This window comes from Streptomyces sp. NPDC051109 (genome assembly GCF_044455885.1).
Taxonomy (GTDB): Bacteria; Actinomycetota; Actinomycetes; order Streptomycetales; family Streptomycetaceae; genus Streptomyces.
Map to the genome: position 1 here is coordinate 1 of NZ_JBITFF010000049.1, position 15,200 is coordinate 15,200.

Genomic DNA, 15,200 nt, shown 5'->3' on the forward strand with positions numbered 1-15,200 from the left:
TCCTCGGTGACCTGCTCGATGATGACGTGCGCGTTCGTACCGCTGATGCCGAAGGAGGAGACACCGGCCCGGCGCGGACGCCCCAGCTCCGGCCACTCCCGGGCCTCGGACAGCAGCTCTACGTCACCCGCCTCCCAGTCGACGGCCGGCGAGGGCTCGTCGAGGTGCAGGGTCTTGGGCATCACGCCGTTGCGCATGGACTGGATCACCTTGATGATGCCCGCGACACCGGCAGCGGCCTGCGTGTGGCCGATGTTCGACTTCAGCGAACCCAGCCACAGCGGCTGCCCCTGCGGTCGCTCCTGCCCGTACGTGGCCAGCAGCGCCTGCGCCTCGATCGGGTCACCCAGCGTCGTGCCCGTACCGTGCGCCTCCACCAGGTCCACGTCCGCAGTCGACAGCCCGGCCGAGGCGAGCGCCTGCCGGATCACCCGCCGCTGGGCCGGTCCGTTGGGGGCGGTGAGGCCGTTGCTCGCACCGTCCTGGTTGACGGCGGAGCCACGCACCACCGCCAGCACCGGATGCCCGTTGCGTCGCGCGTCCGACAGCCGCTCCACGAGCAGCATGCCGACGCCCTCGCCCCAGCCGGTGCCGTCCGCACCCGCCCCGAAGGACTTGCAGCGGCCGTCGGGAGCAAGGCCGCGCTGGCGGCTGAACTCGACGAACACGTCCGGGGTGGCCATGACGGCCACACCGCCGGCGAGCGCCATCGAGCACTCGCCGGTGCGCAGGGCCTGGATCGCCCAGTGCAGGGCGACCAGCGACGACGAGCACGCGGTGTCGACCGTGACAGCAGGCCCCTCGAGGCCGAACACGTAGGAGAGACGGCCGGAGGCGATCGATCCGGTGTTGTTGTTGTCCGCGTAGTCGTGGTACATCATGCCCGCGAACACACCCGTCGAGCTGCCCCGCAGCGTCGCCGGGTCGATGCCCGCCCGCTCGAAGACCTCCCACGAAGCCTCCAGCAGCAACCGCTGCTGCGGATCCATGTAGAGCGCCTCGTTCGGGCTGATGCCGAAGAACGCCGGATCGAAGTGCGCGGCGTCGTGCAGGAACCCGCCCTCGCGGGTGTACGTCCTGTTCGCCTTGCCGGGTTCGGGGTCGTAGACGTCGGGGTCCCAGCCTCGGTCGGTCGGGAACTCGGTCACGCCGTCGATGCCGTTCGCGACGAGGTGCCACAGGTCCTCGGGCGATTCGACGCCGCCCGGGTAGCGGCAGGCCATCGACACGATCGCGATCGGGTCGTCGTCCAGCACCGTCGTGGCGGCGAAGGTGTCGCCGCCCTCGACGGACCCGGTCAGCTCAGCGGCCAAGTGGCCGGCGACCGCTTCAGAGGTCGGGTAGTCGAAGACGAGGGTCGGCGAGAGCCGCAGACCGGAGAGTTCGTTGAGACGGTTGCGCAGTTCGACGGCCGCGAGGGAGTCGAAGCCCAGCTCGTTGAAGGCGCGTCCGGCCTCGACGGCATCGGCGGACGCGTGGCCGAGCACTTCGGCGACCTGGCCGCGTACGAGGTCCAGCAGCAGCCGTCCGCGTTCGCTGGCCGGCAGCGCCGAGAGACGCGCACCGAGCGAGGACTCGCCGCCGCCGGAGCGGGCCGCCTGGCGGACCGGGGTCCGGACCAGGCCGCGCAGGACGGGCAGGACGAATCCCGAGGCGGCCTGGGCACGCAGGGCGGCCAGGTCGAGCTGGAGGAGCACGACGTGCGCGGCCGGGGAGCCCAGCGCCCGGTCGAAGAGCGCGAGGCCCTCGTCGACGGAGAGCGGCGGGAAGCCCTGGCGCTTGAGCCGGGCCACGGAGGCGGCGTCCAGCTCACCGCCCATGCCGAAGCCGGTGTCCCACAAACCCCAGGCCATGGAGACGGCGGGCAGGCCGGCCGCCCTGCGCTGGGCGGCGAGGGTGTCGAGGAAGCCGTTGGCCGCCGTGTAGTTGGCCTGTCCGGCGCCGCCGAAGGTGCCGGCGATGGAGGAGAAGACGACGAAGGCGGACAGGTCCATGGCGCGGGTGAGCTCGTGCAGGTGCCAGGCCGCGTCGGCCTTCGGCGCCAGCACGGTGTCGAACCGCTCCGGCGTGAGAGCACCCAGGACACCGTCGTCCAGGACACCGGCCGAATGAACCACACCCGTCAGCGGGTGCTCCGCCGGCACCGACGCCAGCACGGCGGCCAGCGCCTCACGGTCCGAGACGTCACACGCCACGACGGTGACCTGCGCACCGGATGCGCCGAGTTCCTCGCGGAGTTCGGCGGCGCCCGGAGCGCCGAGCCCCCGCCGGCTGGTGAGCAGCAGGTGCCGTACCCCGTACTCGGCGACGAGGTGGCGGGCGAACAGCGCACCCAGACCGCTCGTGCCGCCGGTGACCAGCACCGTGCCCTCGGGGTCGAAGCTGACGTCGGAGGCGGCGTCGGCCGCGGCCCGGGCCAGTCGGGGCACCAATGCCTCGCCGGCGCGCAGCGCGACGTCGGACTCGCCGCCGGCCACCACTGCCGCCAGCACCCGGAACGACTCGGCCGAGCCGTCCACGTCCACGAGCGCGAAGCGGTCGGGGTTCTCGCTCTGCGCCGCCCGCACCAGACCGCGTACGGCGGCCACGGACAGGGCGTCCACGCAGATCTCGCCGGGCTCTCCCTGCGTGCCGGTGAGCGCCGCGTTGCGGGTCACCACCACCAGCTGGGAGTCGGCGAAGCGCTCGTCCTCGAGCCAGTTCTGTACGACGTCCAGCGCGCGGTGGACACCGTCGCGCATACCCGCGACCGCATCGCCGTCGGCGCACACCGAGATCGGGTAGACCACCCGCTCCGGAGCGGGGCTTCCCGCGTCGACCTGGTCCGCGAGGGCCGCCAGGTCCGCGTACCGGGTGCCCGGGAAGCCGTCGACGAGGTCGCCGTCTGGGCCGATCACGCTCCAGCCCGAGTCCTGAGAACCGTCCGCCGAGGGGACGGGAACGCGGGCCCACCGGACCTCGTACGAGCCCTGGTTCCGCTCGCTACCCGCGGCGGCGAGCTGCTGGGCGGAGACCTCGCGGGCCACCAGCGAGGACACCGTGAGGACGGGCCGGCCGGTCCGGTCCGCGACGAAGAGCGCCGTACCGGTGCCGGAGCCGTCCGTCTCCCGGGGGGAGACGCGGACGCGCAGGGCGGTTCCGCCCGCCGAGTGCAGCTCGACGCCGTTCCACACGAACGGGACCAGCGTGCGGTCGTCCTCGCTGTCGGCGGCGACGAGGTTCACGTGCAGGGCGGCGTCCAGCAGGGCCGGGTGCAGGCCGAACTTCGCCGCGTCGCCGTGGGCCGCCTCGGGCAGCTCGACGTCGGCGAACAGCTCGTCGCCGTCGCGCCAGGCGGCCTTGAGGCCCTGGAAGACCGGGCCGTAGTGGTAGCCGGACTCGCGCAGCCATGCGTACGCGCCCTCGACGTCGATCGACGTCGCGGCCGCGGGGGGCCAGGCGACGAGGTCGAAGGAGGCGGCGTCCGCCGGCTCCGTGAGCACACCCGTGGCGTGCAGGGTCCACGGCAGTTCGGCGTCCTGCGCCTCTTCGGAGCGGGAGTGAATGCTCAGGCTCCGCGCGCCCGAGGACTCCGGGGCGCCGACGGCGACCTGCAGGGCGACGCCGCTGCGCTGGGGGAGAACGAGCGGGGCGTGCAGCGTCAGCTCCTCGACCCGTCCGCAACCGACCTGGTCACCCGCCCGTACGGCGAGTTCGACGAACGCCGTGCCCGGCAGCAGCACGCTGCCCAGCACCTCGTGGTCCGCCAGCCAGCGCTGCGTACTGGCCGCGAGGCGGCCGGTGAGGACGAGGGAGTCGTTCTCGGGCGAGACGAGGGCGGCGCTGAGGATCGGGTGGTCGACCGGCTCGAGGCCGGCCGCGCCGAGGTCGGCGGTTCCGCCGGGGAGGGAGTCCTGCCAGTAGCGGGTCCGCTGGAAGGCGTAGGTGGGCAGGTCGACGCGGCGGGCGCCCGTACCGGCGAAGAACGCCGTCCAGTCGACGGCCGTGCCGCGGACGTGGAGCTGACCGAGCGCGGTCAGCAGCGCCGGAGCCTCCGGACGGTCCTTGCGGACCGCCGGAACCGTCAGAACGCTCTCCCCTTCCAGCGACTGCTGCGCCATCGCCGACAGCACACCGTCCGGACCCAGCTCCAAGAACCGCGAGACCCCTTCGCCCTCCAGGAAACGGACACCGTCGGAGAACCGCACCGCCTCCCGAACGTGCCGCACCCAGTACTCGGCCGTGGACAGCTCGTCCGTGGCCAGGGTGCCCGTCACGTTCGAGACCACCGGAATCCGAGGCGGGTGGAAGGTGAGGCCCTCAGCGATCGTCCGGAACTCGTCGAGCATCGGCTCCATGAGCGGCGAGTGGAACGCGTGGCTGACCTTGAGACGGCTGGTCTTGCGACCCTGCGCCTCGAAGTGCGCACCGACCGCCAGCGCAGCAGCCTCATCACCCGAGACCACGACGGACGACGGCCCATTCACGGCAGCGATCGACACACCATCGACCAGGTGCGGGAGGACTTCCTCCTCGGTCGCCTGGATCGCGACCATCGCACCACCGGACGGCAGGGCCTGCATCAGACGACCACGAGCCGCCACCAGACGCGCCGCATCCTCGAGCGACAGCACCCCCGACACATGCGCTGCGGCCAGCTCGCCCACCGAGTGACCGGCCAGGAAGTCCGCACGGACCCCCCACGCCTCCACCAGGCGGAACAGAGCCACCTCGACAGCGAACAGGGCAGGCTGCGAGAACTCCGTCTGGTTCAACGCATCCGCATCCTCACCCCACACCACATCCCGCAACGCACCCGACAGATGACCATCCAACTCCCCCGCCACCGCATCAAAGGCAGCCGCGAACACCGGGAACGCGCCATACAACTCACGCCCCATACCGATCCGCTGCGCACCCTGACCCGTGAACAAGAACGCCGTACGACCAGTGGAACGACGGGCCGAGACCGCACCGCGGCCGGCGGCAACAGCCGCTAGACCCCGCACCAGCTCCTCACGGTCCTCACCGACCACCACCGCACGGTGGTCCAGCAGCGACCGGCCGGTCGCCAGGGAGTACGCCACGTCCAGCGGGTCCAGCTCCCCGCGCTCGTCGACGTGCGCGAGCAACCGCTCCGCCTGCGCCGCCAGACCCTCGGCGGTCTTGGCGGACAGGATCCAGGGCGCCACGCCCGTGGCGGCGGTTTCGACCGGTACCCGCTCGTCCTCGCCGGGGTGCTCGAGGATCACGTGGACGTTGGTGCCGCTGATGCCGAAGGAGGAGACACCGGCCCGGCGCGGACGCCCCAGCTCCGGCCACTCCCGAGCCTCGGACAGCAGCTCTACATCACCCGACTCCCAGTCCACCTGCTCCGACGGCGCGTCCACGTGCAGGGTCTTGGGCAGGACACCGTGACGCATCGCCTCGACGACCTTGATGATGCCCGCGACACCCGCGGCGGCCTGGGCGTGGCCGATGTTCGACTTCAGCGAACCCAGCCACAGCGGCCGGCCCTCCTCGCGGCCCTGGCCGTAGGTGGCCAGCAGCGCCTGCGCCTCGATCGGGTCACCCAGCGTCGTGCCCGTACCGTGCGCCTCCACCAGGTCCACGTCCGCCGTCGACAGACCGGCCGAGGCGAGCGCCTGCCGGATCACCCGCCGCTGCGACGGACCGTTGGGGGCGAAGAAGCCGTTGCTCGCACCGTCCTGGTTGACGGCGGAGCCACGCACCACCGCCAGCACCGGGTGCCCGTTGCGACGCGCGTCCGACAGCCGTTCCACGAGGAGGATGCCGACACCCTCGCTCCAGCCCGTGCCGTCCGCCGCGTCCGCGAAGGACTTGGAGCGGCCGTTCGGGGCCAGACCGAGCTGGCGGCTGAACTCGACGAGCATCTCCGGGGTGGCCATGACGGCCACGCCGCCGGCGAGCGCCATCGAGCACTCCCCCGCACGCAGCGCCTGGATCGCCCAGTGCAGGGCGACCAGCGAGGACGAGCACGCCGTGTCGACCGTGACCGCCGGGCCCTCCAGCCCGAGGGTGTAGGCGATACGGCCGGAGACGAGGCTGCCGCCGCTGGTGCTGCCGCCGCCGTGCCCCATCCCGTAGTCGTGGTACATCAGTCCGGCGAACACGCCGGTGGAGCTGCCGCGCAGCGCGTCGGGGTCGATTCCGGCCCGCTCCAGGGCCTCCCAGGACGCTTCCAGCAGAAGCCTCTGCTGCGGGTCCATGGCGAGGGCCTCGCTGGGCGAGATGCCGAAGAAGCCGGCGTCGAAATCGGCCGCGTCGTGCAGGAAGCCGCCCTGGTTCACGTACGACTTGCCCGGCTTTCCGGGCTCGGGGTCGTAGACGTCCGGGTCCCAGCCGCGGTCGGTCGGGAAGTCCGCGATGGCGTCGACGCCGTCCGCGACGAGCTTCCACAGGTCCTCGGGGGACGCGACGCCGCCCGGGTAGCGGCACGCCATCGACACGATCGCGATGGGCTCGTCGTCGTGGCGTACGCCGACGGGCGCGAGAGCCGCTGCGTTCGACTCCTCGGCGCCCTCGAAGGCCTCGTCGATGTGCTGGGCGACGGCCTGGGAGTTCGGGTAGTCGAACAGAAGGGTGGCGGGCAAGCGCAGGCCGGTCTCCGCGTTGAGCACGTTGCGCAGCTCGACGGCGGCGAGGGAATCGAAGCCCAGTTCCTGGAAGGCTCGGTCCGGTTCGATGGCGTCACCGGACGGGTAGCCGAGCAGGTTGGCGACGTGCCCGCGGACCAGTTCCAGCAGGACGCGGGCCCGGTCGTCGGCGCTCCGGCCGGCGAGCCGTCCGGCCAGGGCCGAGGCGCCGCCCGCGCCTTGTCCGCTCGCCACTTGGCGTACGGGGGTCCGTACCAGGCCGCGCAGCAGGGAGTGGAGCTCACCGGCGCGGGCCCGCAGGGCGGTGGTGTCGATGCGCAGGGCGACGAGGACGGCCGGCGAGGCCGGAGCCTCGAACAGGGCCGCGTCCACGGCGGAGAGGCCCTCCTCCGCGGTGAGCGGCGGGAACCCCTGCCGCTTGAGGCGGACGAGGTCGGCTTCGCCGAGGTACGCGCCGAGGCCGGCGTCCACGCCCCACAGCCCGTACTCGAGCGAGGTGGCCGGCAGGCCGGCGGCCCGGCGGTGGACGGCCAGGGCGTCCAGGAAGACGTTGGCGGTGGCGTACGCGGCCTGTCCCGCGGCAAAGATGGTGCCGCCCGCGGAGGAGAACAGTACGAATGCGGACAGGTCGAGTTCGCGGGTGAGCTCGTGCAGGTGCCAGGCCGCGTCGGCCTTCGGCGCGAGTACGGCCTCGAACTCGTCCTCCGTCAGACCGGTGACGACACCGTTGTACGCGACACCGGCGGCGTGTACGACCGCGGTGAGCGGGTGTTCGGGGTCGATGTCGGCGAGCAGGGCGGCGAGGCCGTCGCGGTCGGAGACGTCGCAGGCCGCGATGGTGGCCCGGGCGCCCAGTGCGGCGAGTTCGTCCCGCAGTTCGGCGGCTCCGGGGGCATCGAGACCGCGGCGGCTGGTGAGCAGCAGGTGGCGTACCCCGTGCTCGGCGACGAGGTGGCGGGCCACGAGCGCGCCCAGACCACCCGTACCGCCGGTGACCAGCACCGTGCCCTCGGGGGCCAGGGTGGCGCCGTCCTGCGGTGCCGCGGTGGCGGCCCGGGCGAGGCGGGGGGCCCGTATCTCGCCGCCGCGCAGCGCGATCTCGGGCTCACCTCGGTCGAGGGCGGCCGCGAGGACGCGGGCGGACTCCTCGGTGCCGTCCGTGTCGACGAGGACGAACCGTCCGGGATTCTCGGCCTGCGCGGCACGCAGCAGACCCCAGACGGGCGCGAGGACGGTGTCGATGCCCTCGGTGTCGGCCACCGCGACAGCGCCGCGGGTGAGGACGGCGAGGCGGTGGGAGGCGTAGCGCTCGTCGGCGAGCCAGGTTTGAACGGCGGCGAGGGTCTCGTAGGCGACGGATCGAAGGTCCGCGAGAACGTCGCCGGACGGTGCCACGGGCTGCCAGACGACGGTCTCCGGGAGGGTCTCGCCGGAGTCGAGGGCTGCGGCGACGGCGGCGAGGCTGTCGTAGACGACCACGTCGGCGCCGGAGGCGCCGCCGGTGGTCGGCAGGAGGGTCCAGTCGATGCGGAACATGTGTTGCTGGCGGGCGGCCGAGCGGGCGAGTTCGAGCTGCTCGGAGGAGACCGGCCGGGAGACCAGGGCCTCGACGTGGACCACCGGCCGGCCGGCCTCGTCGGCTGCGGCGAGGGTCACGGCGTCGGAACCGGCCGATGCCATGCGCATCCGCAGCGACGTCGCGCCGACGGCGTGCAGGGAGACGCCGTTCCAGGAGAAGGGCAGCAGGGTTTCGTCTCCGCTCGACTCCTCCTCGAGCAGGGCGGCGTGCATCGCGGAGTCGAGGAGTGCGGGGTGCAGGCCGAAGCGGGCCGCGTCCTCGTGGGCGGTCTCGGGCAGCCGGACTTCGGCGAACAGTTCCTCGCCGCGCTGCCAGGCGGTCTGGAGGCCCTGGAAGACCGGGCCGTAGCCGTAGCCGCGCTCACGCAGCCGGGTGTACGCGTCCTCGACGTCGACCGCGGTGGCGCCGGCGGGCGGCCACTGGGTGAAGTCGAAGGGGGCGGCCTGCGCGCCGCTGCCGATCAGGCCCTCGGCGTGCAGCGTCCAGGGGGCGTCCTCGGACTCCTCCCGGGAGTGGATGCTCAGCGGGCGTCGGCCGGCCGGGTCCGGCCCACCGACGGTCACGCGCAGGACGACGCCGGTCTCGGGGGTCAGGATCAGCGGTGCCTGAAGGGTGAGCTCCTCCAGGACGTCGCACCCGACGTGGTCGCCGGCGCGCAGCGCCAGCTCGACGAATCCGGTGCCGGGCAGGAGGACGGAGCCGAGTACGTGGTGGTCGGCGATCCAGGCATGGGTGTCGAGGCCGAGGCGGGCGGTGAAGACCAGCCCGTCGGTCTCGGGGAGGGTGACGACACCGCCGAGCACGGGGTGCTCCACGGCAGTGAGGCCCATGGAGGCCGGGTTGCCGCCGAGTTCGGTGCCGAGCCAGGACTCGGCGAGGTACTCCAGGGTGTGCAGCCAGTACCGCTGGCGCTGGAAGGCGTAGGTGGGCAGGTCGACGCGGCGGGCGCCCGTACCGGCGAAGAACGCCGTCCAGTCGACGGCGGTGCCGCGGACGTGGAGCTGACCGAGCGCGGTCAGCAACGCCGGGGCTTCCGGGCGGTCCTTGCGGAACGCCGGAACCGTCAGGACGCTCTCCCCTTCCAGCGACTGCTGCGCCATCGCCGACAGCACACCATCGGGACCCAGCTCCAAGAACCGGGAGACGCCTTCGCCTTCCAGGAAGCGGACACCGTCGGAGAACCGCACCGCCTCACGAACGTGCCGCACCCAGTACTCGGCCGTGGACAGTTCCTCACCCGCGAGGATGCCGGTCACGTTCGAGACCACCGGGATGGCCGGCTGACCATAGGCCAGACCCTCAGCGATCGTCCGGAACTCGTCGAGCATCGGCTCCATCAGCGGCGAGTGGAACGCGTGGCTGACCTTGAGACGGCTGGTCTTGCGACCCTGCGCCTCGAAGTGCGCGCCGATCGCCAGCGCAGCGGCCTCGTCACCCGAGACCACCACCGACGACGGCCCGTTCACGGCAGCGATCGACACACCATCGACCAGGTGCGGGAGAACCTCTTCCTCGGTCGCCTGGATCGCGACCATGGCACCACCGGACGGCAGTGCCTGCATCAGACGGCCACGAGCCGCCACCAGACGCGCAGCGTCCTCAAGGGACAGCACCCCCGACACATGCGCGGCAGCCAGTTCGCCCACCGAGTGGCCGGCCAGGAAGTCCGCACGGACCCCCCACGCCTCCACCAGGCGGAACAGAGCCACCTCGACAGCGAACAGGGCAGGCTGCGAGAACTCCGTCTGGTTCAACGCATCGGCATCCTCACCCCACACCACATCCCGCAGCGCACGCGACAGATGCCCATCCAACGCCCCCGCCACCGCATCGAACGCGGCCGCGAACACCGGGAACGCGCCATACAACTCACGCCCCATACCGATCCGCTGCGCACCCTGACCCGTGAACAAGAACGCCGTACGACCCTTGGCGCTGCGCCCCACGGCCTGACCACGGCCCTCGGCCACCGCCGCCAGACCGTGCAGGAGCTCCTCACGGTCCTGGCCGACGACGACCGCACGGTGGTCGTGCAGGGTGCGCCCGGTCGTCAGCGAGTAGGAGATGTCGAGCGGCCTCAGGGTCTCCCGCTCCTCGACGTGCGCGAGCAGCCGCTCCGCCTGCGCCGCCAGGCCCTCGGCCGATGCCGACGACAGCAGCCACGGCACGGCCGTCGGCGCGGGGCCCTCCTCGACCGCGTCGGTGGCGGCCTCCTCATCCGGAGCCTGCTCGATGATGACGTGCGCGTTGGTGCCGCTGATGCCGAAGGAGGAGACACCGGCCCGGCGCGGACGCCCCAGCTCCGGCCATTCCCGGGCCTCGGACAGCAGCTCGATGTCGCCCGCCTCCCAGTCCACCTGGTGCGAGGGCTCGTCACCATCGAGGTGCAGCGTCTTGGGCAGAACACCGTGACGCATCGCCTCGACGACCTTGATGATGCCCGCGACACCCGCGGCGGCCTGCGTGTGGCCGATGTTCGACTTCAGCGAACCCAGCCACAGCGGCTGCCCCTCCGGACGCTCCTGGCCGTACGTGGCCAGCAGCGCCTGCGCCTCGATCGGGTCACCCAGCGTCGTGCCCGTGCCGTGCGCCTCCACCAGGTCGACATCCGCAGTCGACAGACTCGCCGACGCCAGCGCCGCCTTGATCACCCGCCGCTGCGAAGGACCGTTCGGAGCCGTCAGACCATTGCTCGCACCATCCTGATTGACCGCCGAACCACGCACCACCGCCAGCACCGGATGCCCGTTGCGACGCGCATCCGACAACCGCTCCACGAGCAGCATGCCCGCGCCCTCGCCCCACACCGTGCCGTCCGCACCGGCCGCGAAGGACTTGCAACGGGCGGCGTGGGACAGACCGCGCTGGCGGCTGAACTCGATGAAGGTCTCGGGGGTGGCCATCACGGCCACACCACCGACCAGTGCCAGCGAGCACTCCCCCGACCTCAGGGACTGGATGGCGGAGTGCAGGGCGACCAGCGAGGAGGAGCAGGCCGTGTCGACGGTGACGGAGGGGCCCTCGAGACCGAGGGCGTAGGAGATGCGGCCGGAGGCGATCGATCCGGTGCTCGCGTTGGCCGGGTAGTCGTGGTACATCATGCCGGCGAACACGCCGGTCGAGCTGCCCCGCAGCGAGACGGGGTCTATCCCCGCCCGCTCCAGGGCCTCCCACGAGGTCTCCAGCAGCAGCCGCTGCTGCGGATCCATCATCAGCGCCTCGTTCGGGCTGATCCCGAAGAACGCCGGGTCGAACTCCGCCACCGAGTGCAGGAATCCGCCTTCACGGATGTAGCTGGTGTTCTCGCGCTCGCCGCTCGGGTCGAAGATCCGCTCGGTGTCCCAGCCCCGGTCGGACGGGAACTCGGAGATCCCGTCCACACCGTCGGCGACCAGCTTCCAGAGGTCCTCCGGCGATTCGACACCGCCCGGGTAGCGGCACGCCATCGCCACGATCGCGATCGGTTCACGGGCAGCCGCGGTGAGTTTCCGGTTCTGCGCGCGCAGCCGCTCGGTCTCCTTCAGCGACGACCGAAGAGCCTCGACAAGCTTCTGGTCAGAGCTGGCCATTTAAAGTTCTCCCGTTTCCTCTGTCGTATCGTCGAAGCCCTGACCGTCGAGCGCCATGAGGATGAGCGCATCGGTGTCCAAGTCGTCGATGGACGGCTGCCCGTCGGGGTCATCGTTGTCGGCGCTCCCAGAGCGCCGGTCGAGGATTCCCCCTAGTTCCAGCAGGGCATCGATGAGCCCCGCGTCCCTGAGGCGGCTGAACGGGATGTTCTGCAGTACTTGGCGGATCTCCTGCTCTTCGTCGAGGTCGGTTTCCGAGGCCGGTGCGAACTCGGATTCCAGGTGTTCCACCAGCACCGCGGCGTTCGGGTAGTCGAACACGAGGGTCGGCGGCAGCCGCAGTCCGGTGGCCGCGTTGACGAGGTTGCGGAACTCGACCGCGCTCAGCGAGTCGAAGCCCAGTTCCTTGAAGGCGCGGTCCGGTTCGATGCCGTCGGCGTCCCCGTGGCCCAGTACCTCCGCCGCGTGAGTGCGGACCAGGTCCAGCAGGATCGAGCGGCGCCCCGCCTCTCCGGCGGCCTCCAGCCGTCGGCGCAGCGCCGAGGCGTGCCCGGCGGCGTTGCCGTTGCCGGCCGCTCGCCGCGCGGGACGGCGTACGAGGCCCCGCAGCAGCGCGGGCACGTCCGCGCCGTCCGCCGCCGACAGGTCCAGCTGTACGGGGACCAGTACGGGCGCGTCCAGGCTGCTCGCGGTGTCGAACAGGGCCATGCCCCGCTCCGCGGAGAGCGCCTCGACGCCGGTGCGGTTCATCCGCTGCAGCGCCGAGTCGTCCAGCCCACCGGCCATGCCGCCCTCGTCGGCCCACAGACCCCACGCGAGCGACTGGCCGACCAGGCCCTGCGCCCTGCGCCGGGCGGCGAGTGCGTCCAGGAAGGCGTTGGCCGCCGCGTAGTTGCCCTGGCCGGGAGTACCGAACGTGCCCGCCGCCGAGGAGAAGAGCACGAAGGCGTCGAGTTCCGCTCCGATCTCCTGCGTCAGTTCGTGCAGGTTGAGGGCGGCGTCGACCTTGGGCCGCAGCACCGCGTCCACCCGCTCCGGAGTCAGAGCGGTGATCACACCGTCGTCGAGCATGCCCGCCAGGTGGACCACTCCGGTGAGCGGGTGTCCGGCCGGCACCGACGCGAGGACCTTGGCCAGGGCGTCGCGGTCGGCCGCGTCGCAGGCGGCGACCTCGATGTGGACGCCCCGCGCGGTCAGTTCCTCGACCAGTTCGGCCGCCCCGGGCGCCTCGATACCGCGCCGGCTGGTCAGCAGCAGGCGCTGCACGCCGTACTCCGTGACCAGGTGGCGGGTGACGAGTCGGCCCAGCGTGCCGGTGGCGCCGGTGAGCAGGACCGTGCCCCGGGCGCCGAAGGTGCTCGAGGGCAGCGGCTCGGCGGCGACGGGTACGCGCTGCAACCGAGCCGCGTGGAACGCCTCGCCCCGTACGGCGACCTGCAGTTCACCGAGGGCGACCACGGCCGGGACGGTCGCGGGGTCGGACAGATCGGCCAGCAGGAAGCGCTCCGGGTTCTCCGACTGCGCGGCGCGGACCAGACCCCAGACGGCCGCGCCGGCCAGGTCGGTGACGGCGGAACCGTCCACCTCCACCGCGCCTTCGGTGACGACGAGCAGCTTCGCCTCGTCGTATCGGTCGTCCGCCAGCCAGCTCTGCAGGAGGGACAGCGTCCGCTGTACCGCCGCGTGCACGGAATCGGGGTCGCTGCCGGGTGCGGAGCGCAGTACGACCACAGCGGGCACGGGGTCCTCCGCGCCGAGCTCATCCCACTCCGCCCACGAGACGGCGCAGGCGGCCGGTGCCGGGGCCGGCAACGGCGTCCAGCCCAGCCGGAAGAGCCCGTCGTGGTGGGCGCACCCGTCGGCGGCGGAGAGCTGCGCCGCGGAGACCTCGCGCAGCACGAGGGTGTCCACGGACGCGACGGGCCGGCCGGCCGCGTCGGCCACGGCGATCCTCACGCCTTCGGTTCCAGCAGGTGTGACCCGTACGCGAACCAGAGCGGCGCCCGCTGCGTGAAGGGTGACCCTGGTCCAGGCGAACGGAAGCCGGGCAGCGGAGCGGTCGGCGTCGGAACCGGTACGCAGGCCAACGGCGTGCAGGCACGCGTCCAACACGGCGGGGTGCAGGGCGAACCGTGCGGCGTCGGCCAGATGCGCCTCGTCGAGTGCGACTTCGGCGAACACCTCGTCACCCGAGGTCCAGGCGGCGCGCAGGCCCTGGAAGGCCGGACCGTACTCCAGACCGCCGGCGGCCAGGGACTCGTACAGGTCGTCCACCACGACCGGCTCGGCACCGGGCGGCGGCCACGCTCCGAGGTCGAAGCCCGCGTCGGCCGCGGCCGGTGACAGTAGGCCGGTGGCGTGCCGGGTCCACAGGATGTCGGCGTCCGCGCGCTGGGGGCGCGAGTAGACGGCCAGCGCCCGGGCATCGGCCTCGTCGGGCGCGCCGACGGTGACCTGGAGCTGAACGCCGCCGCCCGCGGGCATGACGAGCGGCGCCTCGATGGTCAGCTCGTCGATCAGGGCACAGCCGACCTGGTCACCGGCCCTGACGGCCAGCTCGACGAAGCCGGTGCCCGGGAAGAGCACGGTCCCTGCGACGGCGTGGTCGGCGAGCCACGGGTGCGTGGCGATGGACAGCCTGCCGGTGAGGACGACCGAGTCGTCGGCGGGCGATTCGAGGACGGCGTTGAGCAGCGGGTGCTCGACGGCGTCCAGGCCTGCGGCACCGAGGTCGGTTCCCGCGCGCTGCGCTTCGGTCCAGTAGCGCCGGCGCTGGAAGGCGTAGGTGGGCAGGTCGACGCGGCGGGCGCCCGTACCGGCGAAGAAGGCCGTCCAGTCGACGGCGGTGCCGCGGACGTGGAGCTGACCGAGCGCGGTCAGCAGCGCCGGAGCTTCCGGGCGGTCCTTGCGGACCGCCGGAACGGTCAGGACGTTCTCCCCTTCGAGGGACTGCTGCGCCATCGCCGACAGCACACCATCGGGACCCAGCTCCAAGAACCGGGAGACGCCCTCGGCCTCCAGGAAACGGACACCGTCGGAGAACCGCACCGCCTCACGGACATGACGCACCCAGTACTCGGCCGTGGACAGCTCCTCGCCGGCAAGGGTGCCGGTCACGTTCGAGACCACCGGAATCCGAGGCGTGTGGAAGGTGAGGCCCTCAGCGATCGTCCGGAACTCGGCCAGCATCGGCTCCATCAGCGGCGAGTGGAACGCGTGCGACACCTTCAGACGGCTCGTCTTACGACCCTCGGCCTCGAAGTGCGCACCGATCGCCAGCGCAGCAGCCTCATCACCCGAGACCACGACGGACGACGGCCCATTCACCGCGGCGATCGAGACCAGCTCGGTCAAGTGCGGCAGAACCTCTTCCTCCGTCGCCTGGATGGCGACCATGGCACCGCCCGCAGGCAGTGCCTGCATCAGACGGCCACGAGCCGCCACCAGACGCGCAGC

Annotated in this window: 2 protein-coding genes; both read right to left on the reverse strand. The window is 72.2% G+C overall.

The window, feature by feature from the left end; translation table 11 throughout:
- Window positions 1–11,744, reverse strand: an 11,744-nt coding sequence (locus tag ACIBAD_RS36965) for an SDR family NAD(P)-dependent oxidoreductase (RefSeq protein WP_398911402.1), incomplete at its 3' end; no start/stop codon positions are given.
- Window positions 11,745–15,200: SDR family NAD(P)-dependent oxidoreductase (locus tag ACIBAD_RS36970; protein ID WP_398911403.1), on the reverse strand; the 3,456-nt coding region annotated here is incomplete at its 5' end.